The sequence below is a fragment of the Streptomyces sp. NRRL F-6492 genome (genome assembly GCF_001280125.1).
Classification (GTDB): domain Bacteria; phylum Actinomycetota; class Actinomycetes; order Streptomycetales; family Streptomycetaceae; genus Streptomyces.
The window spans coordinates 53319-80123 of the sequence record NZ_LGEG01000182.1 but is presented as its reverse complement, the minus strand read 5'-3'; the positions used below and the strand labels follow the sequence as shown (position 1 = coordinate 80123).

Annotated in this window: 20 protein-coding genes; 4 read left to right on the top strand and 16 right to left on the bottom strand. The window is 74.0% G+C overall.

The features are described 5' to 3' along the window. Positions 1 to 251 precede the first annotated feature (251 nt). Positions 252 to 1949 carry an FG-GAP repeat domain-containing protein gene (locus ADL08_RS14650; protein ID WP_053642897.1) on the top strand — a complete coding sequence of 566 codons (1698 nt, stop codon included), beginning with the start codon at positions 252 to 254 and terminating at the stop codon, positions 1947 to 1949. Positions 1950 to 2316: 367 nt separating this feature from the next. Beyond that, on the top strand, positions 2317 to 4032 hold the full coding sequence (locus ADL08_RS14645) for an FG-GAP-like repeat-containing protein (RefSeq protein ID WP_053642895.1): 1716 nt from the start codon (positions 2317 to 2319) through the stop codon (positions 4030 to 4032). Between the two features lie 74 nt (positions 4033 to 4106). On the opposite strand, the gene ADL08_RS14640 is transcribed toward ADL08_RS14645, so the two are convergent. Next, entirely contained in the window at positions 4107 to 4940 is an 834-nt protein-coding gene (locus tag ADL08_RS14640) for a trans-aconitate 2-methyltransferase (protein ID WP_053642893.1), read from the bottom strand. A 163-nt stretch (positions 4941 to 5103) separates the two neighbouring features. On the opposite strand from ADL08_RS14640, the gene ADL08_RS14635 reads away from it, so the two are divergent. Next, positions 5104 to 5601 (top strand): MarR family winged helix-turn-helix transcriptional regulator, encoded by a 498-nt coding sequence (locus ADL08_RS14635; protein ID WP_030216727.1) that lies wholly within the window; start codon positions 5104 to 5106, stop codon positions 5599 to 5601. Here the strand turns inward: ADL08_RS14635 and ADL08_RS14630 are convergent. The 15 genes from ADL08_RS14630 to rsmI all read right to left on the bottom strand — a co-directional run bounded on the left by ADL08_RS14630 (position 5560) and on the right by rsmI (position 24687). Beyond that, positions 5560 to 6354 carry a response regulator transcription factor gene (locus ADL08_RS14630; protein ID WP_053642920.1) on the bottom strand — a complete coding sequence of 265 codons (795 nt, stop codon included), beginning with the start codon at positions 6352 to 6354 and terminating at the stop codon, positions 5560 to 5562. The genes ADL08_RS14635 and ADL08_RS14630 overlap by 42 nt on opposite strands. A 280-nt stretch (positions 6355 to 6634) precedes the next feature. Beyond that, a complete protein-coding gene (gene galK, locus ADL08_RS14625) occupies positions 6635 to 7774 on the bottom strand; it encodes a galactokinase (protein ID WP_053642891.1) in 1140 nt (379 codons plus the stop codon). After that, positions 7771 to 8742, bottom strand: coding sequence for a UDP-glucose 4-epimerase GalE (gene galE, locus ADL08_RS14620; RefSeq protein ID WP_053642889.1), 972 nt, complete (start codon positions 8740 to 8742; stop codon positions 7771 to 7773). The genes galK and galE overlap by 4 nt, the downstream gene beginning before the upstream one ends. After that, entirely contained in the window at positions 8739 to 9782 is a 1044-nt protein-coding gene (galT, locus tag ADL08_RS14615) for a galactose-1-phosphate uridylyltransferase (protein ID WP_053642887.1), read from the bottom strand. The genes galE and galT overlap by 4 nt, the downstream gene beginning before the upstream one ends. 161 nt (positions 9783 to 9943) lie before the next feature. Then, positions 9944 to 10627, bottom strand: coding sequence for a response regulator transcription factor (locus tag ADL08_RS14610; protein WP_053642918.1), 684 nt, complete (start codon positions 10625 to 10627; stop codon positions 9944 to 9946). Between the two features lie 200 nt (positions 10628 to 10827). Continuing rightward, a complete protein-coding gene (locus tag ADL08_RS14605) occupies positions 10828 to 12654 on the bottom strand; it encodes a PQQ-binding-like beta-propeller repeat protein (protein WP_053642885.1) in 1827 nt (608 codons plus the stop codon). Positions 12655 to 12667: 13 nt separating this feature from the next. Further along, entirely contained in the window at positions 12668 to 14512 is a 1845-nt protein-coding gene (locus tag ADL08_RS14600; RefSeq protein ID WP_053642883.1) for a PQQ-binding-like beta-propeller repeat protein, read from the bottom strand. 113 nt (positions 14513 to 14625) lie between these two features. After that, positions 14626 to 16431 (bottom strand): ABC-F family ATP-binding cassette domain-containing protein, encoded by a 1806-nt coding sequence (locus ADL08_RS14595; RefSeq protein WP_053642882.1) that lies wholly within the window; start codon positions 16429 to 16431, stop codon positions 14626 to 14628. A 130-nt stretch (positions 16432 to 16561) separates the two neighbouring features. Continuing rightward, the gene (locus ADL08_RS14590; RefSeq protein WP_053642879.1) at positions 16562 to 17482 is read right to left on the bottom strand and encodes a 4-(cytidine 5'-diphospho)-2-C-methyl-D-erythritol kinase; all 921 of its coding nucleotides are present in this window, start codon (positions 17480 to 17482) and stop codon (positions 16562 to 16564) included. After that, positions 17479 to 18351 carry a 16S rRNA (adenine(1518)-N(6)/adenine(1519)-N(6))-dimethyltransferase RsmA gene (gene rsmA, locus ADL08_RS14585; RefSeq protein WP_053642877.1) on the bottom strand — a complete coding sequence of 291 codons (873 nt, stop codon included), beginning with the start codon at positions 18349 to 18351 and terminating at the stop codon, positions 17479 to 17481. Before rsmA ends, ADL08_RS14590 begins: the two co-directional genes overlap by 4 nt. A 39-nt stretch (positions 18352 to 18390) precedes the next feature. Then, positions 18391 to 19734 carry a resuscitation-promoting factor gene (locus ADL08_RS14580; RefSeq protein WP_053642875.1) on the bottom strand — a complete coding sequence of 448 codons (1344 nt, stop codon included), beginning with the start codon at positions 19732 to 19734 and terminating at the stop codon, positions 18391 to 18393. 102 nt (positions 19735 to 19836) lie between these two features. Then, the gene (locus ADL08_RS14575; RefSeq protein ID WP_053642873.1) at positions 19837 to 20706 is read right to left on the bottom strand and encodes a TatD family hydrolase; all 870 of its coding nucleotides are present in this window, start codon (positions 20704 to 20706) and stop codon (positions 19837 to 19839) included. Between the two features lie 59 nt (positions 20707 to 20765). Continuing rightward, on the bottom strand, positions 20766 to 21182 hold the full coding sequence (locus ADL08_RS14570; protein WP_053642870.1) for a hypothetical protein: 417 nt from the start codon (positions 21180 to 21182) through the stop codon (positions 20766 to 20768). A 211-nt stretch (positions 21183 to 21393) separates the two neighbouring features. Further along, a complete protein-coding gene (locus ADL08_RS14565; RefSeq protein WP_063885287.1) occupies positions 21394 to 23607 on the bottom strand; it encodes an FG-GAP-like repeat-containing protein in 2214 nt (737 codons plus the stop codon). Between the two features lie 132 nt (positions 23608 to 23739). Continuing rightward, entirely contained in the window at positions 23740 to 24687 is a 948-nt protein-coding gene (gene rsmI, locus ADL08_RS14560; RefSeq protein ID WP_420709601.1) for a 16S rRNA (cytidine(1402)-2'-O)-methyltransferase, read from the bottom strand. 61 nt (positions 24688 to 24748) lie between these two features. On the opposite strand from rsmI, the gene ADL08_RS14555 reads away from it, so the two are divergent. Then, the gene (locus ADL08_RS14555; RefSeq protein WP_053642868.1) at positions 24749 to 26491 is read left to right on the top strand and encodes a dolichyl-phosphate-mannose--protein mannosyltransferase; all 1743 of its coding nucleotides are present in this window, start codon (positions 24749 to 24751) and stop codon (positions 26489 to 26491) included. Positions 26492 to 26805 lie beyond the last annotated feature (314 nt).

Genomic DNA, 26805 nt, shown 5'->3' with positions numbered 1-26805 from the left:
GGCGGGCGCGGGGAGGCCGGGGCCAGGCCGGGGGGCGGGCGCGGAAGCTGACCGGACCGTCGGGTCCAGGCCGTAAACCTCTGGCCTGTGGCGCGTACATGAGTAGAATCGTGTTCAACATCCGGGGGGGTGTCTCGAACCGTCGAACGACGCCGTCTCCGCGCGCCTCCGCGCGCGCTGACGCCGTTCGACGCCTGTGCGAACCCCCCTGTGTGGTTCTGTCGAACCTCTAGATCCCTGGGGGGGATCTCTTGCTCCTCACGCGTTCCCGGCGCGCCCGTAGGGTCGCCGCCTGCACCGCCCTCGCCCTCTCCGCGGGCATGCTGCTCGCGGGCACCGCGTCCGCCGACACCCCGGCGCCGCGTCCGGCCGTCGAGAAGCCGGCCCCGACGGCCCAGCCGTCGAAGCGGGTCCTGCCGCGGCCGGAGGGCACCGCCCGGGCCCTCGGCGTCGCGAACGCCGGCGTCGCGCCGCGCTCCGACCTCGACGGCGACGGCCTGAGCGACCTCATCTACCGCGTCGGCGGTACGGTCTACACCTCGACGACCTCGGACCAGGGCTCGGAGTTCTCCGGGTTCAACGAGTTCGCCCAGGACATCATCCCGCTGGGCGACCAGGACAAGAACGGCAGCGGCCCCGAGGTCCTGACCGTGTCGAAGTTCGGCACGGCGGCCCTCTACGGGGACGCGTCCCCGTCGTACGCCTACCAGCGCTGGTCCGGTGCCGGCTGGCAGATCTACAACAAGGTCTTCTCGCCCGGCGACATCAGCGGTGACGGCCGCGCCGACGTGCTGGCCCGTACGCCCTCCGGCGAGCTGTGGGTCTACGTCTCCACCGGCACGTACGGCGCCCCGTTCCGCGCCCGCCAGAAGGTCGGCAACGGCTGGGGCGCCTACGACCACCTGATCGGCCTGGGCGACAGCGACGGCGACGGCCGGGGCGACTTCCTGGCCCGCACCCCCTCCGGCCTGCTCTTCTACTACGGGAGCACCGGCAGCCCGTACGCGGTGAAGGCGCGCAAGCAGGTCGGGCACGGCTGGCAGGAGTTCAACCAGATCGTCGGCATCGACGACGACAACGGCAACGGGATCCCCGACCTCCTCGCGCGCGGCTCCGACGGCACGCTGTGGGAGTACTTCGGCACCGGCGGCGGCAACCTCACGGCCCGCAAGAAGGTCGGCTCGGACTGGGGCGGCGCGTACCAGATCGGCGGCGCGGGCAACGTCCCGGCGCACGGCAAGGAGGGGCTGCTGGCCCGCGACAAGGCCGGCACGCTCTACTGGTACAACACCCTGGGCACGGGCGGGCTGTCCCCCCGTGACCAGCTCGGGGAGTACGGCGAGGCGCTCGGCGCCACGCTCTTCGAGGTCAACTCGCTGGACCGCGACTCGATCTCCGACACCCTGCAGATCTTCCAGGGCGGCCTCTACAACGCGAACGGCTACCTCGGCGCCGGCTGGGGCTCGTTCAACCTGATCGTGGGCCCGGGCGACCTGAACGGCGACGGCTCCGGCGACTTCGTGGCCCGGGACGGGTCCGGCGCCCTGTGGCTGTACCGGAGCAACCGCGACGGCACGGCGCTGTACTCGCGCGTCAAGGTCGGCAGCGGCTGGAACGCGTACAGCGCGATCGCCGGTTCGGGCGACTACACCGGTGACGGCCGGAACGACCTGCTGGCCCGGGACAAGTCCGGCACGCTGTGGCTGTACCAGGGCACCGGCCGGGCCTCCGTGCCCTTCGCGGCCCGCAAGCGCATCGGCGGCGGCTGGAACGGCTACACCAAGCTGGCGGCGCCCGGTGACATCACGGGCGACGGCAAGGGCGACCTGCTCGCGGTGAACTCCGCCGGCCGGCTGTTCCGCTACAGCGGCACCGGCGAGGCGAGCGCCCCGTTCAAGCCGCGCGCCGACATCGGTCACGGCTACCAGACCTACAACACCCTGTACTAGCCGTACGGCGGGCGCCCCGCACCGGAGTTCCGGTGCGGGGCGCCCGTACGTTCCGGGGGCGGCGGGGGCACCGGGGAGAACGGACCGCGCGGTCGGCTCCGGGGCGCGGCCCCGCCCGGCTCCCGGCCCGGCCCCGGTCCGCGAGGGGGCCTCGCGTAGACTCGCGGCCGACGTCCAGGGGGGTTCCGGCCGCCGGGCGAGGCCGTCTCCGCGCGCGGGCGCGCGCCGATGCCGTCCGGCCCCGTACGAGCCCCCGTGCCGCTCCTGTCCGTGCCCTTCCGTTCACGCCATCCGGTTCGCGCAGCGATCACGTCCGCGCGATCCGTCCGTGTGGTTCCGTCGAACCTCTGATCCCTGGGGGGATCTCTTGCTCTTCCCGAACTCCGAGCGTGCGCGCCGCGTCGCCGCCTGCACCGCGCTCGTGCTCTCCGCCGGCATGCTCCTCACGGGCACCGCCTCCGCCGACACCCCGGCGCCGCGTCCGGCCGCCGAGAAGCCGGTGTCCGGCTTCGTCCCGCCGACCCTGGAGCGCCCTGCGGCCGGCGCGGGCCGCGCGGACGCCGCGGGCGCCGCGGGCGTCGGCGCCTCGCCCCTGCTGTCGGACTTCGACGGCGACGGGATCGGCGACCTGGTCTACCGCGCCTGGGACGGCAACCTCTACACCGCCACGGCCGCGGGCGGGGGCGGGCTCTTCCTCGGCAAGACCTCGCAGCCCGTGAAGGACGTCGTCCCGATCGGCAACCAGGACGGGGACGTCAGCGGCCCCGAGGTCCTGACGCTCTCGGCGCACGGCGTGCTCTCCCTGTACCGGAACGCCTCGCCCTCCTCCGCGTCGAACGCCTGGCAGGGCAAGGGCTGGCAGATCTACAACAAGATCGTCGCGCCCGGCGACGTGAACGACGACGGGCGCGCGGACCTGCTCGCCCGCGAGCACAACGGCGACCTGTACCTGTACTACGCCACCGGCGACCGCAGCGCGCCGTTCTCCGCGCGCGTGAAGGTCGGTCCCGGCTGGAACGGCTACGACCAGATCGTCGGCGTCGGCGACAACAACGGCGACGGCTGGGCCGACCTGATCGCCCGCGACCCCGCCGGCACCCTGTGGTTCTACGCCGGCCGGGGCGACAAGTCCGGCCCGTTCGCCGCGCGCGCCAGGATCGGCGGCGGCTGGAACGCCTACAACCAGATGTTCCCCGTCGGCGACGACACCGGCGACGGCAACGGCGAGCTGATCGCCCGCGACCAGCAGGGCACCTTCTGGTACTACACCGGGCGGGGCGACGGCACCTTCACGCCGCGGCAGCAGCTCGGCGGGACGGGCGCGTGGAGCGGCGTCACGCAGTTCGGCGGCGCGGGCAACATCCCCGTCACCCGGGAGAAGGACGGCCTCATGGCCCGGGACAAGGCGGGCACGCTCTTCTGGTACGACAGCACCAACACCGGCCGGCTCGCCGCGCGCAGCCAGTACGGCAAGACGGGCGGCTGGGCGGGGGCCGACTTCACCTACCTGTCCACGCTGAACCCGGACGGCTCGTCCGACCTCGCGCAGCTCCTCCAGAACAGCCTCTACGTCGAGGGCCGCCTCATCGGCTCCGGCTGGGGCGTCTACAACGCGCTCGCGGGTCCGGGCGACCTGACCGGCGACGGCAGGGGCGACCTGCTGGCCCGGGACAGGTCCGGCGTCCTCTACCTGTACGGGGGCAACGGCGCGGGCACCGGCTTCGCGGCGCGCGTCAAGGTCGGCACCGGCTGGAGCGCGTACGACAGGATCGTGGGCGCGGGCGACTACACGGGCGACGGGCGCGCCGACGTCGTGGCCCGCACCCCGGGCGGCGTCCTGTACCTGTACGCGGGCACCGGCGACGCGAAGGCCCCGTTCAAGGCGCGGCAGCAGATCGGCACCGGCTGGAACACCTACTCCAAGGTGATCGCCCCGGGCGACCTGAACGCCGACGGCAAGGGCGACCTGCTCGGCGTGGCCTCCAACGGCGACCTGTACGCCTACCTGAACACCTCGCCGGGCAAGTTCACGGCGCGGTCCAGGATCGGCAACGGCTACGGGATCTACAACACCATGTCCTGACGGCCTCCGGGCCGCGGGCGCCCCGCACCGGGACCTCCGGTGCGGGGCGCCCGTGCGTCCGGCCCGGCTCGCGTTCAGTCCTGCTTGCGGGCGACGGCGAAGATCCGCCGGAACGGGAAGACGGTCCCGTGCGGGCCGGGCGGGTAGGCCTCGCGCAGCAGGGCGCGGTACTGGCCGAGGAAGGCGTCGACCGCCTCCCGGTCGTCGCCGAGGGCGGTGAGGACGGGCCGCAGCGCGGTGCCCTTGACCCAGTCGAGGACGGGGTCCTCGCCCTGGAGGAGCTGGCAGTACGTGGTCTCCCAGACGTCCGCCTCGCAGCCGAGGCCCACGAGGCGGTCGAGGTAGTCGGCGGTGTCGAGGACGTGGACGAAGCGGCGGCCCTGTTCGCCGAGGCGGTCATGCCACTCGGGGCTGTCGCAGAGGTCGCCGAGCAGGGCGTGGCTGGGCGAGACGAAGTTGCCGGGGACCTGGAAGGCGAAGGTGCCGCCGGGGCGCAGCCCGTCGATCCAGCGGGCGAAGGACTCGGGGTGGTTGGGGACCCACTGGAGGGCCGCGTTGGAGACGATCAGGTCGTAGGGCTCGTCCGGGGTCCAGTGGGCCGCGTCGGCGAGCCGGAAGTCGATCCGGCCGCCTCCCCGGGTGCTCCCCGCCCAGTCCTTGTCGGCCCGTTCCAGCATCTCGGGCGAGAGGTCGAATCCGGTGATGTGCGCGCCGGGCCACCGGTCGGCGAGGAGGACCGTCACGTTGCCGGGGCCGCAGCCCAGGTCGGCGACGCGGGCGGGCCGGCCCTCGGCGGGCAGGCCCGGTATTCGGGCGAGCAGGTCGACGAAGGGCCGGGCGCGGTGTCCGGAGTGGCGGAGGTACTGCTGCGGATCCCATGTGGGTGCGGCGGATTCCACGGAATGCATGTTCGAAGCCCCCTTGCTGGAACGAATGACCGAAACGGAACGGTGTTCCGGCCGGGTCCTTTCCCCATGGTCCAGCGAAATATATCTTGATGGCAAGAATCTTTAGGTAAAGAAACTCGACCTGAAGAGACTTTATGTCAACAGACCCTCTACACTGATCGTCATGGAGGACGAGGTCGACCGACTGGTCGCAGCATGGCGCCGCGAGCGCCCCGACCTCGACGTGGAACCGCTCGAGGTGCTCAGCCGCGTCTCGCGGCTCGCCCGGCACCTCGACCGCGCCCGGCGGCTCGCCTTCTCCGAGCACCAGCTGGAGCCCTGGGAGTTCGACGTGCTCACCTCGCTCCGCCGCGCCGGAGCGCCCTACCAGCTCTCCCCCGGCCAGCTCCTCACCCAGACCCTGGTCACCTCCGGGACCATGACCAACCGCATCGACCGGCTCACCAAGAAGGGCCTCGTCGAGCGGCTGCCCGACCCCAGCGACCGCCGCGGCGTCCTCGTCCGGCTCACCCCCGAGGGCCGCGACCGCGCCGACGAGGCGCTCGCCGGACTCCTCGCCCAGGAGCGCGCCATCCTGGCCCGGCTCTCCGGCGCCCAGCGCGCCGAACTGGCCGCCCTACTACGCCGGCTGACCGCCCCGTTCGACAACGTCCCCGGCTAGCACCCGCGCCGGCACCGTCACCGGCACGGCCTCCGCCGGGCCGACGCCCGCGCGGCGGGCCAGGGCCACCGCCGCCAGGGTCGAGTGCACGCCCAGCTTCCCCAGCACGTTCTGCATGTGGGTGCGGACGGTGTGCGGGGACAGGAACAGGCGCTCGGCGACCGCCTTGCGGCCCAGGCCCGCGACCATGCAGCGCAGCACCTCCCGCTCGCGCGGGGTCAGCGACTCCACCAGGCGCTCGCTGTCCGTGCGGTGCTTGCGGGCCGCCGTCAGCTCCCGCAGGACGCCCGTGAGCAGGGCCGGCGGCAGGTGCGTCTCGTCCCGCAGCACCCCCCGCACCACCGCGAGCAGCCGCTGGAGCGAACAGTCCTTCGCGACCCAGCCCGACGCCCCGGACTGGAGGGCGAGCGCGGCCCGGTGCGGGTCGTCCTTCTCCGCGAGGACGACGGTGCGGACGGCCGGCTGGACCCGGCGCACCCCGGCCACCAGTGAGATCCCGTCCACCGCGCCCTCGCCGTCGTCGGGCACCGCGCGGGCCGCGGGCGCCCCGGGCGGCCCCGCGCCCAGCTCGGCGTCGACGAGCAGCACGTCGAACCTGCGCCCCTCCGCCGCGCCGCGCTCCAGACACCGCAGGGCGGCCGGGCCGCTGCCCGCCGCGGCGACGTCGACGTCCGGCTCCGCCGCGAGGGCGGCGGCCAGCGACTCGGCGAAGATCCGGTGGTCGTCCACCACCAGGACCCGGATACGTGCCACGGACACCCCCATGCGTCGAGGAACGGACCGGCGCGGGCACGGCGCCGGGGGCGGGTCCGTCGTGGGACACGGCCGCCGCCGTGCGGGGATGGATACCCCGCTCACGGCGCCGTACCCGGCGGGTCTCGCCCCCCGAACGGCGCCGGCCCCCGCCGACGCCGCCCCTCAGGGTAGGGGCGGGGCGCCACGGCGGGGGCCGAATCGGGGAACTGTCGGGGACGGAGACCGGAACCGCCGGTGACCGACGGCCGGAAAGGGCTCCTCGGAGGCGGCGGGATCCTCAGAGGCGGCGGGCTCCCGCCGACGGGACGGCGGGGAAGACGCCCGGGGCCGCGTACCCGGCCAGGGCGAAGGCCTCGCCGACGGCGGCGGCGACCTCCTCCACCCGGTCGGTCCCGACCAGGACGACGGCCGAGCCGCCGAAGCCGCCGCCGGTCATCCGGGCGCCGAGCGCCCCGGCCGCGTTCGCCGCCGCGACCACCAGGTCCAGTTCGGGGCAGGAGACCCGCAGGTCGTCCCGGAGGGAGGCGTGGCCCTCGGTGAGGACCGGGCCGACCGCCCGGGGGTCCCCGGCGTCCAGCAGCGCGATCGTCCGCGCCACGCGCGCGTTGTCCGAGACGACGTGCCGCACGTACCGCCGGACCGTCTCGTCGCCCAGCCGCGCCAGGGCCTCCGGCAGGTGCGCGGCGTCGACCTCGCGCAGGGTGCGCACGCCGAGCGCCCGCGCGCCCGCCTCGCACCCGGCGCGCCGCTCGGCGTACGCGCCGTCCCCGAGCGCGTGCTTCACGCGGGTGTCGACGACGAGCAGCGTCAGCCCCTCGGCGGCCGGGTCGAAGGGGACCTGACGGTACGACAGGTCCCGGGTGTCCAGGTGGAGGGCGTGGCCCTCCTGCGCGCAGGCGGAGGCCATCTGGTCCATGACCCCGCAGGGCACGTCGACGAAGGCGTTCTCGGCGCGCTGGGCGAGCCGGGCGAGCTCCGGCCGGGAGAGGCCGAGTCCGAACAGGTCGTTCAGGGCGAGCGCGGTGACGACCTCCAGGGCGGCCGAGGAGGAGAGCCCGGCGCCGGTCGGCACGGTCGAGGCGAGGTGCACGTCGGCGCCCGTCACCGGGTGCCCGGCTTCCCGCAGCGCCCAGACGACCCCGGCCGGGTAGGCCGCCCAGCCGCCGCCGGACAGCGGCTCCAGGGTCTCCGCGTCGAGCTGGACGATCCCGCCGTCGACGTCGGCCGAGTGCAGGCGCAGGACGCCGTCGTCGCGGCGGGAGACGGCGGCGACGGCGGTGTGCGGCAGCGCGAGCGGCAGCACGAAGCCGTCGTTGAAGTCGGTGTACTCCCCGATGAGGTTGACCCGCCCGGGGGCCGCCCAGACGCCGTCGGGGGCGGTCCCGTAGAGGCTCTCGAATCCGGCCGCGACGCTCACGGGCGCTCTCCTTCTCTGCTCCGGGCGAAGGCCCAGGCGTCGGTGACGACGTCCGCCAGGTCGGGGCGGGAGGGGGTCCAGCCGAGCCGCTCGCGCGCGCTGTCGGCGGAGGCGACGAGGACGGCCGGGTCGCCGGGGCGGCGGGGGGCGACGACCTCGGGGACCGGGTGGCCGGTGACCTCGCGCACGGTCTCGACGACCTCGCGGACGGAGAAGCCGTTGCCGTTGCCCAGGTTGCAGATCAGGTGCTCACCGGCCGTCATGGCGTCGAGCGCGAGGAGGTGGGCCTCGGCGAGGTCGGCGACGTGGATGTAGTCGCGGACGCAGGTGCCGTCCGGGGTCGGATAGTCCTCCCCGTACACGGAGATCGCCGCGCGCCGGCCCAGGGCAACCTGGAGGACGAGCGGGATCAGGTGCGACTCGGGCTCGTGGCGCTCGCCGTACGCCCCGTACGCCCCGGCCACGTTGAAGTACCGCAGCGAGACGGCGGCCAGGCCGTGGGCGGCGCACTCGCCGCCGATCATGTGGTCCACGGCGAGCTTGGTCGCCCCGTAGGGGCTGGTGGGGGCGGTGGGGGCGGTCTCGCGGACGGGCACGGTCTCCGGCTCGCCGTAGGTGGCGGCGGTGGAGGAGAAGACGAGCCGGCGGATCCCGGCCGCGCGCAGGGCGGCGAGCAGGGCCATGGTGCCGCCGACGTTGTTCTCCCAGTACTTCTCCGGCTTCTCGACGGACTCGCCGACCTGGGAGGAGGCGGCGAAGTGCAGGACGGCGTCGTAGGAGCCGTCGAGCCACCGGGCGGCGTCCTGGACGCGTCCCTCGACGAACTCGGCGCCCTCCGGGACGGCTTCGGCGAAGCCGGTGGAGAGGTCGTCGAGGACGGTGACCCGGTGGCCCCGCTCCAGGAGGTGGGCGGCGACGACGCTGCCCACGTATCCCGCCCCGCCCGTCACCAGATACCGCTGCGTCATGCGTCTGCCACCTCTCGGAGTCGTCGGGCCGCGTCCTCCGGCCGCACGTCGTTCATGAACGCGCCCATGCCGGATTCGGTGCCCGCGAGGAACTTGAGCCTGCCGGGGGCCCGCCGGACGGTGAAGAGCTCCAGGTGGAGCCCGAAGTCCTCGCGCCGCCGGTCCGTGAACGGCGCCTGGTGCCAGGCGGCGATGTAGGGGGTCGGCGGCGCGTCCGGGCCGAAGATCCGGTCGAAGCGCCTCAAGAGTTCCAGAAGGACCTGTGCGCACTCTGTGCGGGCGTCGCCGTCGAGGGCGAGCAGGTCGGGCACCCGCCGCCTGGGGTGGAGGTGCACCTCGTACGGCCAGTGGGCGGCGTACGGCACGAAGGCGATCCAGTGGTCGGTCTCCAGGACCACCCGCTCGCCGTCGGCCCGCTCCCGGGCGACGACGTCGTCGAAGAGGTTCCGTCCGGTCGCGGCCCGGTGCTCGTCGAGCCGGCGCCGCATGGCGGCCGTCCGGGGCGTCACGTAGGGGAAGGCGTAGATCTGGCCGTGGGCGTGGGGCAGGGTGACGCCGATCTCGGCGCCCCGGTTCTCGAAGCAGTAGACCTGCTCGACGCCGGGGAGGGCGGAGAGCGCGGCGGTGCGGTCGGTCCAGGCGTCGAGGACGAGGGCGGCCCGCTCCTCGGTGAGGTCGGCGAAGGAGTCCGTGTGGTCGTCGGTGAAGCAGACGACCTCGCAGCGGCCGACGCCGCCGGAGAGGGAGGGGAAGCGGTTCTCGAAGACCGCGACCTCGTAGCCCTTCTCGGGGATCTCGCTCTCGCGGCCGTCCCGGGAGGGGCAGAGCGGGCAGGCCTCGGACGGCGGGAGGTAGGTGCGGTCCTGCCGGTGGGAGGCGACGGTGACCGGGTCTCCGGTCAGCTCGTCGTACCGGATCTCGGACCGGGAGACGACGGGGGTGAGGGGACGGGTGTCGGCGGCGGTGCGGACGGTGTCCTCGCGCGCGTCGTAGTAGATGAGCTCGCGCCCGTCGGCGAGCGTGGTGACGGTCTTCTTCACGGGGTGCCCTCCGGGCAGGACCAAGCACGATCAAACAGAACCACGCACAAAGAATCACATTCAAACATCGACGTCAATGGCGAAGTCCGCCCCGGCCCCGGCCGCGACGCGTCGGACGACTTCACGGGACGGCTTCGGGGGACGGCTTCACGGGACGGCTCTCAGGAGGCGCCCCGGGGGCGGGGGACCGCCCGGTCCAGGAGCCCGGTGCGGGCCGCCAGGGCCGCCGCCTCCAGGCGGGAGCCGACCCCCAGCTTCATCAGGACCCGCTGCACGTGCGTCCGCGCCGTGCTCGGCGCGATCCCCATCCCCACCGCGATCAGCCGGGTGTCCTCCCCCTCCGCGACCCGCACGAGGACCTCCGCCTCCCGCCGCGTCAGGAGCCGCAGCAGCCGCTGGCCCTCGTCGTCCGGCTGCTCCGAGGGGTTCAGCAGCTCCGCGAAGGCGCCCTGGAGCAGCTGCGGCGCCACCGCCGTCTCCCCCGCCCTGGCCTTCACCAGGGCCCGCTCGACGCCCTCGATGCGCTCGTCGTGCCGGACGTAGCCGGACGCCCCGGCCGCGAACGCCGCCGCGATCCCGCGCGGCGACGGCACCGGACCGAGCACCACCACGGCCACCTGCGGCCGCTCCCGCTTGATCCGTACGACCGGGTCGAAGACCCCCGGCCCGTCCGGCGCCGCCGTGCCCAGGAGGCAGACCTCCGGCGCCCGGCTCACCACCAGCTCCGCCGCGCCCGCCACCGGCGCGGCCGCCGCGAGCACCCGGTGCCCGCGCAGCTTCAGGGCCGAGGCGAGCGCCTCCGCGTGCAGCCGGTGGTCGTCGACCACCACGAGGCGTACGCCCATCCCGGTCATTCCCCCTCCTCCGGGCCCGCCGGAGATCCGGCCGGGCCTGAGTCCGGCAAGCTACACGCTCCCCCGCCCCGGATCGCGCCAATCCCGGACACGGCCCCCCGGACCGACGGGCCGGCGGACCGGGGGCGCCGGAGACGGACGACGGGCCCCTCCGGATCACCGGAGGGGCCCGCGGCCGTGCGGATCCGCCGTCAGCGCGGGACGGCGAAGGAGACGAGCAGGTACTCCGCGGGGCCGGTGTCCGACTCCCGGGGCTTGCTGATCAGCCGGTCCGAGACGAAGAGCCGGCCGCCCTCGTACCGGAGTTCGGAACCGGTCAGGCTGAAGCTCCGCTCCAGGTTGTTGACCGACTTGTCCGCCGGGTTCTCCAGGAGCAGCGTCTCCTTCATCGTGACCCCGTCGATCGAGACGACCTGGCCGCCCTTGTCGTACGGCGCCTCCTTGTAGGCGATGACGGCGGCGCCGTCCATCCGCATCGGGACGTAGGTGTACTTGTCGCCCGCGTCGGCCTTCTCCGGCACCGTGCGCCCGGTGGCCAGGTCGAAGGCGATGACCTCGTTGGTCTCGGAGCCGTACTCGCCGGTGCTGCCCTCGTGCTCCTCGGTCGGCACGTACAGCCTGCCGTTGCCGACGAGCGCCCGCTCGCAGGACTCGACCTGGGTGGTGCGGCAGCGGGCCGCGTACTGGTCCGCGTCCGCCGTGATCTTCGTCTTCAGCTTCCCGGTCTTCTCGTCGATCGAGAAGAAGTCCGAGATGCCGCTGCCGTCGCCGGCGGTCTCGCCGACGTCGGCCGCGACGACCAGCGGCCTGGTGGAGACGACCGAGGCGTACTTGACGCCGGTCGGCATCTTGAACTGCGAGAGCGGCTTGCCCGTCATCGGGTCGAGGTTCTGGATCAGCACGCTCGGGCTGTCGTACGTACCGCACTTGCGGACCGCGACGAGGCCCGCGCCGCCGCCGTAGCCCAGGTCGTAGCAGCGGTCGTCCTCGGCCTTCGGCTTCCAGCGCGCGTTGCCGCTGGCGAGGTCGAAGGCCGCGCCGCCGTCGGTGCCGCCGGCCGCGACGGTCGTCCCGCTGAGCGTGACCTCGCTGAACCGCGCCTTGTCGTCGCCGGCGGAGACCGACTCGGACCACACCAGCTTGCCGGTGTTCAGGTCGACCACGCCGACCTGGGTGCACTGCTGGTAGTAGCGCGGCGCGACCCGCTTGGCGGCCTCGAAGAGGACCGGCAGCTTGTTGTCGGCGCTGACGTGCCGCGAGGCGCCGCAGACCTGGCCGGTCAGCGGCAGCGTCCACAGGACGCCGCCCTCGTCCAGGTCGTAGGCGACCAGCGAGTTGACGCCCGGCTTCACGAACGCCTTGTCGGTGATCCAGGAGCCGGTGACGTCGGTGACGTCCGGGACCTTCGGCTGGGCGACCTTGAAGGCCACCTTCGCCCGCGTGTCGGCGGGCGCCTTCTCCTTGCCGCCGCCACCGCCCCCGCCGGTGCCTGCGCCGCCCCCGGCCGCGGAGCCCTGCGTGGTGCCCCCCGTGCCCTTGGCCTCCTCGCCGCCGCCGTCACCGGAGGTGGCGTACCAGATGCCGAAGCCGACGATCAGGGCGACCGCGACGGCCGCCGCGATGACGATCTGGAGCTGCGCCGACAGCTTCTTCCCGCCGCCGGGCGCCGGCGGCGGGACGGGCTGCTGGTAGCCGCCGTACTGCGGCTGCGCCGGATAGCCGTACGGGGACTGCTGCGGCTGCTGGGGCTGCGTCGGGTAGCCGTACCCCTGGTCGGCCCCGGGCTGCCCGGGGTAGCCGTACGGGGCCTGCTGCGGGTAGCCGTGGCCCTGGTCGGCCGGGGGCTGCTGCGGATAGCCGTAGCCCTGGTCCGCCGGGGGCTGCTGCGGCTGCCCGTAGCCGGGCCCGGGCTGCTGCGGATAGCCGTAGCCGGGCTCCTGCGGCGGAGGCGTCGGCGCCCCGAAGCCGCCCTGCGGGTCCGGCGGCCGGTTCGGCGGGGGCGGGGGTGGCTGCGTCATCGGTCCGTGTACCTCACTTGCTGAAGGCCATCATCGTCTTGACGAGCTTCTCTTCCTTGTCGTTCGTGGCGGAGACACGTCCGCTCGCCACGACGAAGGTGCCGTTGCCGTAGGCGTAGCCGGCACTGTAGAAGCTGTTCTCGATCTCGGCGGTGGAGGCCGGGTGCTGAAGCAGGATCTTCGGCGCGCCGCCGGACGGCGCGACGGTGGCGACGGCACCGCCCTTGCCGTACGAGGGCTTCACGTAGGCCAGGACCTCGGAGCCCTCCATGCGCAGCGGCGTCATGTTCTGCTCGCCGGGGGCCTTGGAGCGCCACTTGGGCTTGCCGTTGTCCAGGTCGAAGGCGACGATCTCGTTGGCCTTGCCGTAGCCGGTGTCGGTCGCCATGTAGAAGGTGTTCGCGTCGGCCGCGACGCCCGTGCAGCCCTGGAGGTTCTTGCCGAAGATGACGAAGCTGCCGCCGCACGAGGGGGCGAACTTGTCCTTGCCGCCCTGGATGTTCGAGCGGAGCCTGCCGTCCGGGCGGAGGGCGAAGACGCCCCACTTCTTCTGCTCGCGCTGGGTGGCCGAGACGACCAGCGGGTCGACCGAGTAGATCTTGTCCACCGTCCAGTCCGCCTGCAGCTGGAAGGTGAACTTCGGCTTGCCGGTGGTGGGGTCGACCTCGCCGACCGCCTCGATCTTCTTGGACGCGTTGCCCGAGGGGCAGCTCATGGCGGCGATCAGCTTCTTGCCGCCCGCGTAGGCGAAGGGCTTGCAGCCGGTGGTGGCGCCCTTGAAGAGCTGGCGGCCGTCGGTGAGCGAGAAGCCGTACGCGCTGCTGGTGCCGGCCGCGGTGACCGTGTCGCCGCTGATGGTCAGGGTGTTGTCGGAGAAGGCGAAGAGGCCGGTGGCCTTCGGGACGGCCTTCTTCCAGCCGGCCTTGCCGGTCTTCAGGTCGATCTGCTGGAGCTCGGTGCACTTGGCGCCGTCCTTGGCGCTCTCCTCGTACCCGAAGACCATGATCCCGTTCGCGGAGGGCTCCGTCGGGGCCGCGCACAGCTCGAACGGGAGGGGGACGGTCCACTTCACGGCGCCCGTGGTGAGGTCGTGGCCCTCGACGCTCTTGTACATGGCCTTGACGACGGTGTCGCCGACGATCCAGGGGCCCTTGACGTCGGCGCCGTTGCGGGGCAGGTCGACGGTGTTCTTCGTCAGCCAGTCGACCTTGGCCTCGCCGGCCTGGCGGCCCGCGTTGAGGTCCTCCTCGCCGTTGCGCCCGTCGCCGGAGCCGTCGCCCCCGTCGGCCGAGCCGGAGGGCTCGGGGGCGCCGGAGGTCGGACCGGACGTGGCCGTGGCGGTGGGCCCGGCCACCGGGTCCTTCTCGTCACCGCCGCCGACGACGGCCCAGGTGGTGACGGCGGCGACCAGGACGGCCGCGGCGGCCACACCGGCGACGAGGGCGGTCCGGTTCTTGGCGGGACCGCCGCCGCCGGGCGGCGGCGGGGTCGGGGCGCCGGGGTATCCGGGCTGGGTGGGGTAACCGCCGTAGGGGTTGGGCTGCTGGCCGTACGGGCCGGGCTGCTGGCCCTGCTGCGGGTACCCGTAGGGCGGCGGCACCGGCTGCCCGTAGGGGCCGGGCTGGCCCGGCTGCTGGCCGGGCTGCTGCGGGTAGCCGTACCCGGGCGCGGGCTGCTGCGGGGCCTGCCCGTAGGGGCCGGGCGCGGCCGGCGGCGGGCCCTGCGGGGGCGGCGGCGTCTGCGGCGGGAGCGGCGGTACGGGCGGCTGCCCCGGCTGCGGGGAGTGGTCCGAGGGCCGGTTCGGGTCCTGAGGGGCTCCGAAGCCCCCCGGCGGCTGGTTGCTGGGCGGCTGTGTCATCGGCTGGTTCCCCCTAGGCGTGAACGGGTTTTCTTTCTACCACTCACGCGATGGCGCAAAAGCGACCGGTCCGCCCCTTGTTCCCAAGGGAGGACCGGCCTGTGATGCCCTCGTTATGCGTCCTCGGCCAGTTCCAGCCAGCGCATCTCCAGCTCCTCGCGCTCCGCGACGAGTTCCCGCAGCTCCGCGTCGAGCTTCGCCACCTTCTCGAAGTCGGTGGCGTCGTCCGCGATCCGCGCGTGTAGCTTCGCCTCCTTCTCGGAGACCTTGTCGAGCTGCCGCTCGACCTTCTGCAGCTCCTTCTTGGCGGCGCGGGCGTCGGCCGCCGAGACGCCCGGCCTCTCCTTGGCCGGGGCGGCGGCGGGCGTCGGGACGGACGCCTCGACGGCCCTGCGGCGGCGCTCCAGGTACTCGTCGATGCCGCGCGGCAGCATCCGCAGCGTCTTGTCGCCGAGGAGGGCGAGCGTGCGGTCCGTGGTGCGCTCGATGAAGAACCGGTCGTGGGAGATGACGACCATGGAGCCCGGCCAGCCGTCGAGGAGGTCCTCCAGCTGGGTGAGGGTCTCGATGTCGAGGTCGTTGGTGGGCTCGTCGAGGAAGAGGACGTTCGGCTCGTCCATGAGCAGGCGCAGCAGCTGGAGCCGGCGGCGCTCGCCGCCGGAGAGGTCCGCGACCGGCGTCCACTGCTTCTCCTTGGAGAAGCCGAACTGCTCGCAGAGCTGCCCGGCCGTCATCTCGCGGCCCTTGCCGAGGTCGACCCGGTCGCGGATCTGCTGCACGGCCTCCAGGACGCGCAGGGTGCCGGGGAGTTCGGTGACGTCCTGGGAGAGGTAGGCGAGCCGGACGGTCTTGCCGACGGTGATCCGGCCGGCGGCGGGCTGCTCCTCGCCGCCGGTGCGGGCCGCGTCCGCGAGGGCGCGCAGGAGGGAGGTCTTGCCCGCGCCGTTGACGCCGACCAGGCCGATGCGGTCGCCGGGGCCGAGCTGCCAGGTGAGGTGCCTGAGCAGCTCCTTGGGCCCGGCGGTGACGGTCACGTCCTCCAGGTCGAAGACCGTCCTGCCCAGGCGCGCGTTGGCGAACTTCATCAGCTCGCTGGTGTCGCGCGGCGGCGGCACGTCGGCGATCAGCTCGTTGGCGGCCTCGATGCGGTAGCGCGGCTTGGAGGTGCGGGCGGGGGCGCCGCGCCGCAGCCAGGCCAGCTCCTTGCGCATCAGGTTCTGCCGCTTGACCTCCTCCGTGGCCGCGATCCGCTCGCGCTCGGCGCGGGCGAAGACGTAGTCGGAGTAGCCGCCCTCGTACTCGTGCACGGTTCCGCGCTGCACGTCCCACATGCGGGTGCAGACCTGGTCGAGGAACCAGCGGTCGTGGGTGACGCAGACGAGCGCCGAGCGCCGGTTCTGGAGGTGCTGGGCGAGCCAGGCGATGCCCTCGACGTCCAGGTGGTTGGTGGGCTCGTCGAGGACGATGAGGTCCTGGTCCTCGATGAGGAGCTTGGCCAGCGCGATCCGGCGCCGCTCGCCGCCGGAGAGCGGGCCGATGACGGTGTCCAGGCCGTTCTCGAAGCCGGGCAGGTCGAGCCCGCCGAAGAGGCCGGTGAGCACGTCGCGGATCTTGGCGCTGCCGGCCCACTCGTGGTCGGCCATGACGCCGATCACCTCGTGCCGGACGGTGGCCTTCGGGTCGAGCGAGTCGTGCTGGGTGAGGACGCCCAGGCTCAGGCCGCCGCTGTGGGTGACGCGCCCGGTGTCGGCCTCCTCCAGGCGGGCGAGCATCCGGATGAGGGTGGTCTTGCCGTCGCCGTTGCGGCCCACGACCCCGATCCGGTCCCCTTCGGAGACGCCGAGCGAGACGCCGTCGAGCAGGGCACGGGTGCCGTACACCTTGCTGACGTTCTCGACATTGACCAGGTTGACGGCCACGTTGACTCCTGACGGGGTGATCGATCGACGTCCAGGGTAGACGGTGGGACCGACAGGGCCGGCGGCGCTCGGTCGGCCCGGCCCTCCGCCCGCCGGGCGCGGGCGGAGGGACGGCGTCGGAGGGACGGCGTCAGCCGGGCAGCACCGTCGCGCCCGCCGCCGGTGACGTCGCCGTGCGGGCCGTGCGGCAGGTGCCGGAGGCGGTCAGGGCGGCGGCGACCGTCTTCGCCGTCTCCGCGTCCTTCACCAGGAACGCGGTCGTCGGGCCCGAGCCCGAGACCAGCGCGGCGAGCGCGCCCGCGTCCGTGCCGGCCGCCAGGGTCGCGGCGAGCGAGGGGCGCAGGGAGAGCGCCGGGGCCTGGAGGTCGTTGGCGAGGGCGCCCGCGAGGGCGGTGGTGTCGCCGGTGCGCAGGGCGTCCAGGAGGACCGCGGAGGCGCTCGGGGTGGGGACCGCCGTGCCCTCGGTGAGCCGGTCGAACTCACGGAAGACGACCGGGGTCGAGAGCCCGCCGTCCGCGAGTGCGAAGACCCAGTGGAAGGTGCCGCCGACCGGCAGTTCCCCCAGCTTCTCGCCGCGCCCGGTGCCGAGGGCCGCCCCGCCGACGAGGCTGAACGGCACGTCGGAGCCCAGCTCGGCGCAGATGTCGAGGAGTTCGGCGCGGGGGGTGTTCAGCCCCCAGAGCGCGTCGCAGGCGAGGAGCGCGCCCGCGCCGTCCGCGCTGCCGCCGGCCATGCCGCCGGCGACCGGGATGTCCTTGGCGATGTGCAGGTGCACGTCCGGGGAGAGGCCGTGCCGGGCGGCGAGGAGTTCGGCGGCGCGCGCGGCGAGGTTGGTGCGGTCGAGCGGCACCTTGTCGGCGTCCGGGCCCTCGCAGGTGACCGTGAGCCCCCCGGCGGGGGTGGCGGTCACCTCGTCGTACAGGGAGACGGCGAGGAAGACGCTGGCCAGGTCGTGGAAGCCGTCGGGCCGGGCCGCGCCGACCGCGAGCCCGACGTTGACCTTGGCGGGGACGCGGACGGTGACGGGCCCTCGCGCACGCGTGCCGCTCATGCCCTGGCCTCCGCGATCCGCGCGAACTCCTCCACCGTCAGGGACTCGCCGCGCGCCTGCGGCGAGATCCCGGCCTTCACCAGGGCCTCCTCCGCCGCCGCCGGGGAGCCCGCCCAGCCCGCGAGGGCCGCGCGGAGGGTCTTGCGGCGCTGGGCGAAGGCCGCGTCGACGACCGCGAAGACCTCCTTGCGGGTGGCGGTGGTCGCGAGCGGCTCGGCGCGGCGGACCAGGGAGACGAGACCGGAGTCGACGTTCGGCGCGGGCCAGAAGACGTTGCGGCCGATGGCGCCGGCCCGCTTCACCTCGGCGTACCAGTTGGCCTTCACCGACGGCACGCCGTACACCTTGTTCCCCGGGCCGGCGGCGAGGCGGTCGGCGACCTCGGCCTGGACCATGACGAGGGTCCGCTCGATGGTCGGGAAGCGCTCCAGCATGTGCAGCAGGACCGGCACGGCCACGTTGTACGGCAGGTTCGCGACGAGCGCGGTCGGGGCCGGGCCCGGCAGCTCCTCGACGAGCATGGCGTCGGAGTGCACGAGCGCGAAGCGGTCGGCGCGGGCGGGCATGCGGGCCCCGATCGTGGCGGGCAGCGCGGCGGCGAGCACGTCGTCGATCTCGACGGCGGTCACCCGGTCCGCCGCCTCCAGGAGGGCCAGGGTGAGGGAGCCGAGGCCGGGCCCCACCTCCACGACCACGTCGTCGGGGCGCACCCCGGCCGTGCGGACGATCCGCCGGACGGTGTTGGCGTCGATGACGAAGTTCTGGCCCTTCTGCTTCGTGGGGCGCACGCCGAGGACGGCGGCCAGCTCACGGATGTCGGCGGGGCCGAGGAGGGCGTCGGGGGTTTCGGGACCGGTGGTGTCGCTCACCGGTACAGACTAGGCCTTGCCCGTCGCACGGCCCGCCGCTCACCCGCGCAGCCGGCGTCCGCAGTGGGGCCACGGGCTCGCCCCCCGCTGCACGTACAGCTTCTTCGCGCGGAGGGTCTGCTCGGCGGCGGGCGCGTCCTGGGCGGTGCCGGCGCCGCCGAGCGCGTGCCAGGTGGCGGGGTCGAACTGGTAGAGCCCGCCGTACGTCCCCGAGGGGTCGACGGCGTCCGGCCGGCCGCCGGACTCGCAGGCGGCGAGCGCGCCCCAGTCGAGGCCGTCGGCGCCGGTCGCGGTGGCGGGCGGGCGGCGGGTGCCGATCCGCACCTTGCGGCTGACGGGCTCGCGGACGATCTCCTCGCCGAGCCTGCGGGGCCGCCCCTGGACGCCGTTGACCGAGCGCAGGGCGTACGTGACGCGGCGGACGCCGTGGGCGCCCTGCCGTTCGACGACCTCGGTCCCGGCGAAGAGCTCCGGGTCGCGGACCCGCTCGACGGCGTACGGGACGGTCTCCTCGCGCACCCGCCTGCTGTCGGTGATCCGCAGCACGGTGACCGTCTGGCCGTCGCGGGGGAAGGAGCCGGGGTCCACGGAGAGGGCGTCCCGCCCGGAGAGGGTGATCCCGGTCTCGGCGAGCGCCTCCCCGACGGTGGCGGCGTTGGTGCGGACGGTCCGCTCGCGCCCGTCGGCGAGGAAGGTGACGGCCCGCTCGGTGCGCACGTCGAGGGCGAGGCCGTGCCGGGAGATGGCGGCCGAGCGGGAGACCGAGAGGTACGCGCCCTCCGCGCGGACCCCGAACTGGCGCAGCGCCTCCTCGACGCTCCGGGCGGTCGTCCACACCCGGTGGCGCCGGCCGTCGAGGGTGAGGGTGATCGGGCGTCCGTAGCGGACCACGACCTCGTCGCCGTCGGTGAGGGCCTCGCCGGGGGCGGGGGCGACGATGTCGTGCGCGTCGACGGCCAGGCCCTCGTCGGCGAGGAGCTCGCCGACGTCGTCGGCGAAGGTGTGCAGGGTGCGCGGGACGCCGTCGACGGAGAGCCGGACGGCCTTGTCGTCGGCGACGAAGGCGGTGGTGCCGCCGGCGAGGAAGGCGACGACGAGGGCCTGCGGGACGAGCCGCCGCAGGCCCTCCCCGGCGGCCCCGAGGGCCCTGGAGGCCGCCGGGGAGGGCCCGGCGGCCCGGCGGCGGCGGGCGGCGCGGCGGGCCCCGGCGCGGGTGCCCTGGCCGGGGACGGTGCCGGGAGCGGCGTCGGGGGCTCCCCAGGAGGCGGGCGCGGGGCCGGGCACGGCCAGCGGTGCCGCCTGCGTCGGCTGCTCGTGGAGGGGGAGGGCGGCGGGGGCCGTGCCCCGGCGTCCGGCCCGGTGACTGCCCTGGGAAGTGCTCACGAGGCCGGGACCCTAGCCCCGGCCCCGGTCACCCTCCATGACGACCCGACCACTTCCCGTAACCGTTATGGATCGGTGACAGTCGGTGCGGGCTCCTCGCGCTCAGTAGTCGAACGCGCGGGCCGTGTTCACCGCGATCGCCTCCGCCAGCTCGTTCTCCCCGATGCCGCGCACCTGCGCCATGGCCCGGACGGTGACCGGGATCAGGTACGGGGCGTTGGGGCGGCCCCGGAAGGGCGCCGGGGTGAGGAAGGGGGCGTCGGTCTCGACGAGGACCAGCTCCAGGGGGGCGACCGCGAGGGCGTCCCGGAGCGGCTGGGCGTTCTTGAAGGTGACGTTGCCCGCGAAGGACATGTAGTAGCCCTTGGCGGCGCAGATCTCCGCCATCTCCGCGTCGCCGGAGTAGCAGTGGAAGACGGTCCGCTCGGGGGCGCCCTCCTCGTCCAGGACGCGCAGCACGTCGGCGTGGGCCTCGCGGTCGTGGATGACGAGCGCCTTGCCGTGCCGCTTGGCGATCTCGATGTGGGCGCGGAAGGAGCGCTCCTGCGCGGCGACGCCCTCCGGTCCCGTGCGGAAGAAGTCGAGGCCGGTCTCGCCGACCCCGCGCACGTGCGGCAGGGCGGCGAGCCGGTCGATCTCGGTGAGCGCGTCGTCGAGGGCCGCGTCCCCGCCGCCCTCGCGCGCCCCCTGCCGGGACCATCCGTCGGGGTCGCCCAGGACGATCCTCGGGGCTTCGTTGGGGTGGAGGGCGACGGCCGCGTGCACGTTCTCGTGGGCGGCGGCCGTCTCGGCGGCCCATCGGGAGCCCTTCACGTCGCAGCCGACCTGCACGACCGTGGTGACGCCGACGGCGGCGGCCTTCACCAGGGCCTCCTCGACCGTCCCGGACTGCATGTCCAGATGGGTGTGGGAGTCCGCGACCTCCACGAGGAGGGGTTCGGGCAGCGGGGGCGGGGCGTCCTTGGCACTCATGGCCCCGATCGTACGAGGGCCACGCGTGCCGACGCCCGCCCCTTTTCCGGCCGCCCGCGCTACCCGCGCTTCCGGAAGGGGTGCAGGAGGTCCGACAGGTGCCAGTGGTGCGGCACGGGCGGGACGTCGGGCCCCTCGGTCAGCTCCTGTCCGATGGGGCCGGCGGGCCCGATCGGCTTGGTCTCCCTGGCCCCGTGGCCGTGCTTCTCGGTCGCGGCGATCAGGTCGAGCACCGAGGACACCTGCCCCGCGCGCATGATCCGGACGACGTGGCCGCCGCAGTTCATGCAGGTGGGGCTGGACAGCGGGGACGGGACCCGCTCTCCCCCGGCCTTGTAGACGACGAATTCCTGGCCGGCCGCGTCGACGTGGTGCTCGATGTCGTACGCCTGCTCCCAGCCGTATCCGCAGCGCATGCAGGCGAAGGCGTACGCCTCGTGGGCGACGGACGTGCCGGTGCCGGTGATCTCGCTCATGCCAGCTCCTCTCCACCGATCAGTGGACGCCTTTTCGGGCCGGAGCGCATCAGCGGGGGAGGAACCATGGAAGGCTCTTGGCCCTTCCCTTGCCGAGGGCCCGGGGAAAATGTCCCGGCGCCGGGTTCGGCTTTACCTTCCAGCGTAAGGCGGCGGAGCGGACCGCGCGGGTCCGCCGGCGGCCAAGGGCCGGCGGACCCGCGGACACGCCCTAGAGGACGTTGTCGAACGCGGTGCCCTCGCCCGCGTACAGCGTCGTCGTGCGGCGGGTGAAGGGGGCGGTGGAGGAGCCCGTCGAGCGGTAGACGTACGTGCCGCCCGCCCCGTACGCGATCAGGTCCGGGCGCCCGTCGTCGTCGACGTCACCGGCGCCGACGAGCTGGGTGAAGGCGTTCCAGCCGGCGCCGACCTTCACGCGGGGCGCGAACGTGCCGTCGCCCTTGCCGAGGTACAGCCAGAGGACGCCGTCCTTGTCGCGGGCGACGAGGTCTCCGGCCGCCGATCCGGCGATGTCGCCGACGGCCGTGATCTGGTTGTAGACGCCCCAGCCGAAGCCGGTCTTCTGGCGGGCGGCGAAGGGCGCCGAGGCGTTGCCGGTGCCCTTGTAGACGTAGAGGTCGCCCGCCTTGTCGGTGGCGACGACGTCGGCGCGGCCGTCGCCGTCGAGGTCGCTGCCGCCCGTGATCCGGTCGTAGACCTGCCAGCCGGCGCCGACCTTCACGCGGGACGCGAAGGTGCCGTCGCCCTTGCCGAGGTAGTGCCAGAGCACGCCGGAGCCGTCGACGGCGACCAGGTCGCCGACCTCGTTGCCCGCGATGCTGCCGACGGCCTCCAGCTGCCGGTAGATCTGCCAGCCCCAGCCCGCCTTGGTGCGCCGGGCGCTCCCCTCCGCGCCGGCCGCCGGCCGGTCCCGCAGGTCGTCGTTCCACAGCACGCCGTCCTTGTCGCGGGCGAGGACGTCGGTGGAGCCGTTGTTCGTGTAGTCGTGCGGGTTGTGCGCGCGGGTGACGTTCATGAGCCAGCCCTGGTGGGCGGGCTCGCCGGTGCCGTCGAGCGCCGTCGCCTCGGCCTCCACCCCGTACGAGCCGTTCGGCGCGTTCACGCCGTCGACGGTGCCGTCCCAGGTGAAGGAGAAGCGGGTGCCCTCGGCGGGGGCGTCCACGCGCGTGTGGAACTCCTGGCCCGTGGCGATGTGGGTGAGCGTGACGTCCAGGCGGGCGTCGGGGCGCGACAGCGTCCATCCCAGCGTCACCTTGCCGCCGGTCCGGTCGAGGTCCACCGTGTCGGGGACGTGGACCTGGTCGACCGCGAGCTCGGGCAGCGGGGCCTCGTCCGCCGCCTTGGTGACCTTCAGGGCACCGTCCTGCCCGGCCTCGACCCGGAACAGGCCCTTGCCGTCGGCGGCCCGCGCGCCGCGCACCAGCGCGGTGCCGTCCGGCGCGGTCAGCGCCGCGGAGCCGGAGTCCAGGAGGTCCTGGACCTCGCCCGTGGCCAGGGAGACGGCCCGGACCGGCGTGGCGGGGTTGCCGTAGACCAGCCGGTCGCCCACGAGCGAGGTGTACCACCCGGCGTCGTGGCGGCCGAGGACGGTCCGCTTCACCTCGCGCGTCCTGCGGTCGACGGACCGGATGATCCCCCCGGTGCCGGACTCGTACTCGTACCAGGCGACGTGCGAGCCGGAGAACTGCAGGCCGCCGAAGCCGCGCCCGGCCTCGGCGGAGGCGTACGTCTCGGTGACCGTGCCGGCCGCCGTGTCGACCAGGGCGCGGCCGCCGGTGCGGGCGTTCGCCGGGCCCGTCTCGTACCCGGCGAGGACGACGCCGTCCCGGACCTCCGAGCCGAAGAACTCGGTGGCGTCCGCGGGCAGCCCCGCGATCTTGCGGGTGTTCGTCGCGGCGCCGTCCTTGGTCACCACGTGCAGCTCCGCCGTGCCGTCCGCCTTCGTCAGCTGCGCGAGGACGCTGGTCGGGCTCAGGACGGCCACGAACGTCCCGTTCAGCGGGCGGAGGTCGATGCCGACGGCGGGGGCGGACGGGGTGGCCATGTTCCGCAGGGTGAGCGACCGCATCTCGAAGACCCAGTTGTCGTCGCCGAGGACGACCACGTCGCCGGCGCCCACGGTCCAGCCGCCGCCCTCCGGCGCCTGGAGCAGGGTCCTGGGGCCACCGCCGTACGGCGTCCAGAGCAGCTTCCGGGAGGTGTCGTCGGCGAAGAAGTACGTCAGGAAGCCGGAGGCCCCCACGCCCCCGGGGTCGGTGCCCTCCGGGTAGACGGGGAGGCCGGCGGCCTGCTGGGCCGGGGCCGCGACCGGACCCGGCCCGGCGGCGAGGGCGGCCGGGGCGGTCGCCAGCGTGCCGGCGCCGAGGGCCGTGACGGTGAGGACGGCGGTGACGGCCAGGGCGAGGCGGGTGGAGCGGAACTGCAAGGTGAACCCCCACGAGAAGAACGGACACGGGGAGTGCCGTGCCCGTTGAGACTCGTGATCGGGTCGGGGGGTTGTACAAGTCAACCGGCCAAAAGTTCGATTCAACCCGACCCTCCGCCGTACGGCCCCGCCTCAGCCCTTCGCTGTGTCCCCCGGCCCCGCCGCCTCCGCGTTCTTCGCCGTGTCCCCCGGCCCCGCCGCCTCCGCGTTCTTCGCCGTGCCCCCCGGCCCCGCCGCCTCCGCGTTCTTCGCCGCGACCACCGCGTCGAACACCTCGCGCTTGGGCAGACCCGCCTCGGCGGCGACCGCCGCGATCGCCTCCTTGCGCCGCTCCCCCGCCTCCTCGCGCACCCGCACCCTGCGCACCAGCTCCTCCGCGTCGAGCTCGGCGGGCCCGGTCTCCGGGGCGCCCTCGACGACGACGGTGATCTCGCCCCGTACGCCCTCGGCCGCCCAGGCCGCGAGCTCGGCCAGCGGGCCCCGCTTGACCTCCTCGTACGTCTTGGTCAGTTCGCGGCAGACGGCGGCCCGCCGGTCGGCGCCGAAGACCTCGGCCATCGCGGCGAGGGTGTCGTCGAGCCGGTGCGGGGCCTCGAAGTAGACGAGGGTCCGCCGCTCGTCCGCGACCTCGCGCAGCCGCCCGAGGCGCTCGCCCGCCTTCCTCGGCAGGAAGCCCTCGAAGCAGAAGCGGTCGACGGGGAGGCCGGAGAGGGCGAGGGCGGTGAGGACGGCGGACGGCCCGGGGACGGCCGTGACCTTGACGTCCCGCTCGACGGCGGCGGCGACGAGCCGGTAGCCGGGGTCCGACACGGACGGCATGCCCGCGTCGGTCACGAGCAGCACCCGCGCCCCGCCGACCAGCGCCTCGACCAGCTCGGGCGTACGGGCGGACTCGTTGCCCTCGAAGTACGAGACGACGCGCCCGGAGGTGTGGATGCCGAGGGCCCGGGTCAGGCCGCGCAGCCTGCGGGTGTCCTCGGCGGCCACGATGTCCGCGTTCTGCAGCTCGGTGGCGAGCCGGGGCGGGGCGTCCGCGATGTCGCCGATGGGGGTCCCTGCGAGTACCAGCGTTCCTGTCACGGGTGCCATCCTCCCAGCCCGGACGGGCGACGCGCACAGGCGCGTTCCCTACGATGGCGCGGTGACCAGTACCGCACCCGAGACCCTGGAGGGCCGGCAGTCCGTGGCAGAGCCCTCTTCGTGGCAGCAGCGGCTCCGGCGCTTCGGCTACGCGCCCCCCGCCGGAAGTGCCGCCCCCATCGGGCTGCGGGAGCGGCTCGACCCCCCGTACACCCGGCCCTCCGCACGCGTGTGGTCGCTCCTCGGCGTCGGCCCCGGCCCGGCCGAGCGGCTGTGGCGGCTGCTGGCCTGGGGCGGCCCGCTCCTGGTCACGGCGGTCGCGGGGCTGCTCCGGTTCTGGGACCTGGGCAAGTTGCACGCGGTGATATTCGACGAGACGTACTACGCCAAGGACTCCTGGGCCCTGATCAACCAGGGGTACGAGGGGGCCTGGCCGAAGGACATCGACAAGACGGTCCTGAAGGACCCGGGATCGGTCCTCGTGCCGACCGACCCGGGCTACGTCGTCCACCCGCCGATGGGCAAATGGGTGATCGGCGCGGGCGAGAAGCTGTTCGGCTTCGAGCCGTTCGGCTGGCGCTTCATGGTGGCCCTGCTCGGCACCCTGTCGGTCCTGATGCTGTGCCGGATCGGGCGGCGCCTGTTCCGCTCGACGCTCCTGGGCTGTCTGGCGGGCCTGCTGCTCGCGGTCGACGGGCTGCACTTCGTGATGAGCCGCACCGCGCTCCTCGACCAGGTGCTGATGTTCTTCGTGCTGGCCTCCTTCGGCTGTCTCGTCCTGGACCGCGACCGGGTCAGGAAACGGCTGGCGGCGGCGCTCCCGGAGGACGAGGAGGGGGTGCTGCGGCCGGACGCGGAGATCGCGGAGACGCTGCGCCTCGGGTGGCGGCCGTGGCGGATCGCGGCCGGCGTGATGCTGGGGCTCGCGGCGGCGACCAAGTGGAACGGCCTGTACGTCATGGTGGCCTTCGGCCTGATGACGGTGCTGTGGGACGTGGCCGGGCGGCGCACGGCCGGCGCGGTCCGCCCGCACTTCTCGGTGATCAGGAAGGACCTGGTCCCGGCGTTCGTGTCGGTGGTGCCGGTCGCGATCGTGACGTACCTGGTGACCTGGACCGGCTGGATCGTCGGCGACAAGGGCTACTTCCGCTCCTGGGCCGCCGACCAGGACAAGCTGAACGGCGGCGGGACCTGGAGCTGGCTGCCGGACTGGCTGCGCAGCCTCTGGCACTACGAGACCGAGGTCTACTCCTTCCACGTGGGCCTGACCTCGCCGCACACGTACGAGTCGAACCCCTGGTCCTGGATCGTCCTCGGCCGCCCCGTCTCGTACTTCTACGAGTCCCCGGCGCCCGGCACGCGGGGCTGCCCGGCCGACGCCAAGGAGAAGTGCGCCCAGGAGGTCCTGGCCCTCGGCACCCCGCTCCTGTGGTGGGCCGCCTGCTTCGCGATCCTGTACGTCCTGTGGCGCTGGGCCTTCCGCCGCGACTGGCGCGCGGGCGCGATCGCCTGCGGCATCGCGGCCGGCTGGCTCCCCTGGTTCCTCTACCAGGAGCGCACCATCTTCCTCTTCTACGCGGTCGTCTTCGTGCCGTTCCTCTGTCTGGCGGTCGCCATGATGCTGGGCGCGCTCGTCGGCCCCCGGGGCTCCTCGGAGAGGCGCCGCACCTTCGGCGCGGTGGCGGCGGGCTGCCTCGTCCTGCTCGTCGTCTGGAACTTCATCTACTTCTGGCCGATCTACACGGGCACGCCGATCCCGCTGGAGGACTGGCGGGGGCGGATGTGGCTGGAGACGTGGGTCTAACTGGGAGAACGTGAGGAGAGGGCGCGACCGGTGGTCGCGCCCTCTTGGTTGTTACTGGTGGTTCACGGTGGCTGCCGGCGGCTCTCGGACGGCCCACAGACGGCCCGGGAGCCGGCCCACCGGTTCCGCTACCGCGCAGGCAGGAGCAGCGATCGCCAACGACGAAGCCGCCGCCGGCGGCGTGCCCTGGACAGCCCCACGGGTCTCCTGGAACGAAGCAGGTCCGTGCAAGGCGCGGTCGGTCCAGGTTCCGAAGGGGGCCCCCACCCGGATCGCTCCCTGGACCGTGGACCAGGTGTTCGCCGTCCGGGCGG